The 1,920-nt window shown below is 34.4% G+C and carries 1 protein-coding gene and 1 pseudogene; one reads left to right on the forward strand and one right to left on the reverse strand.

Annotated elements, in window-relative coordinates:
• Positions 1–438 (forward strand): annotated as a pseudogene (locus FTV41_RS14525) (hypothetical protein); the annotation flags it as partial.
• A gap of 256 nt (positions 439–694) precedes the next feature.
• Here the strand turns inward: FTV41_RS14525 and FTV41_RS14530 are convergent.
• Complete coding sequence (locus FTV41_RS14530; protein ID WP_179995736.1) at positions 695–1,672, reverse strand: hypothetical protein; 978 nt, start codon at positions 1,670–1,672, stop codon at positions 695–697.
• Positions 1,673–1,920 lie beyond the last annotated feature (248 nt).

Consider the following 1,920-nt stretch of genomic DNA (forward strand, 5'->3'; position numbering starts at 1 on the left):
ATAGCGAAAGAAGATAATATGCGATATGTCATGAAGTGGGGCTATTCGATTGATCCAAGCTATATTTTTAGTTATGAGGAATGGCAAAACATCATGAATGCGAGTGGTAGTGGGTCTTTGGGTTATCGCTTATACGCTAATGGTCTTTTATTGAATATATACATCAGTCAAACTAAAAAAACTGAAGATGAGAAAGAGCAATATATGGTTCGTTATACTTTTAACACCATTCGTTATGATCAACGAGATGCCTTAAGTGATTCAGAAAACAATATTAATGCTTATACAATGACTCCATTGGAGTTAAAACAAGCGTTTGAAAAGGAAGAACGAAGAACTCAAAGATCTAGAGAGTATGATGAAAAAGAAGCAATTGCAGAAGGTTATCGTATAGATGAGAGCTATGTTGGTCCTGATCTTTGGCAATATGTGAAATAATTAATTATTTCTAAAATTAACATAATACACGTTATACGAAACGCCTCTTAAAATCCCTTTTTAAACAATGTCTTATTCATGTAGAAACAGCCTAAGCAGTCACTCTTAGGCTGTTTTGGCAATTTTTCATGTTCCACGATTAATAAATAAACAATGTTCCACGGCTTTGTTTAGCCAAAAAACATAATGACCGCATTTTATTTGAGCCAATTTCAGCCCTCTTGGACTGAAATAATGGCCCAAACAAAATACGGTCTTAGAGGAAAATACACATCAATAAGAAGATAACAGCCAAGCAACCAAAACTCAGAGCCAAAACACGCCATAAATCCTTCTTTTTGGCGTTATTTTGGCTTTCATGCAGTAGGTTCGATACTTCCCTCAGTTGATGTTCAGAATTGCTTAAATCGCTTTTTAGACGCTTAGATAGCATGTGTAGTTGATTTCTTTCTTGGAGGAATTTCTGCCGTTCCTGTGTGAGTTGATCAATTTTTTCTTGGTCTTGGTGAATAATGGGCGTTTCTTTTTCGGCAAGTTGTTTTTCTAGAGCCTGTTTTTCGTTTTTTAAGGTGTTAATCGTCAGTTCAAGTTGTTTAAGTTCTTGATTGGATAGTCGCTGATTTTGCTCTAGTTGTTCATATTTCCCTTTGATCTGTGAAAGTTCATTCTCAAGCTGTCTAATTTTTTCATCAGCCTGTTCATGAGGCTTTGCTAATCGTTCAGTATGTCTTTCAAGCATCAAAACTGTTTGGAATAGCTCATCGTTTTTCTGCTCTAGTTCTGCAATCTTCCACTTTGAATTGTGCAATCCTTTGTAGCGTAAAAGGTCTTCTATACGTGCATCGCCATCTAAGAACTTGTTTTCTAAAACCTGATTACGTTCTTTTAATTCCGTATTTTGAATCTGCATCTGCATTTCACGTTCGGCCATACGGTCTAAACGACGTTTCAGGTTTTGTATTTCATTATTTTGACGAGTAAGCCGGTCTATCTGCCGTTCAACTTTGTTTGTTAAGGCTGTTTTGGTCTTTAAAGTGGTTGATTCATCTTCTGCAAACTCTTTGAGATAACGACTTAACAGTGATTCTTCCAAGTCAAAGGGCATATTTAAGTCTTTTTTGAGCACTTGGATGATGGATTGATAGGTCAAACCATCTTTTTTTAGGCGTAAAACATCGTCTAGATGATTTCTCAGCCACTTTTTCTTATTGAACGAAGGTTTATTTTTGATCACTTGAAAGCCTTAATTTTGTTGACGCTCTAAAATCGGTTTTCAACCGATTTTTTTAAGACACACCATACGCACCTTACAGGATGCCACTAAAAATAATCTGTTTTTAGTAAAAGTACATCTCATAATAAATATATGATTTATATATATAAAACAGTAATTTTTATGTAAAAACTTCTAAAAATTGCAAAAATTATTATAAGTTATTGATTTTTCAATTTAGTAGTTTTGGAAGTGTTTTATAAGGAATA

The organism is Acinetobacter sp. YH16051 (assembly GCF_013417135.1).
Classification (GTDB): Bacteria; Pseudomonadota; Gammaproteobacteria; order Pseudomonadales; family Moraxellaceae; genus Acinetobacter; species Acinetobacter towneri.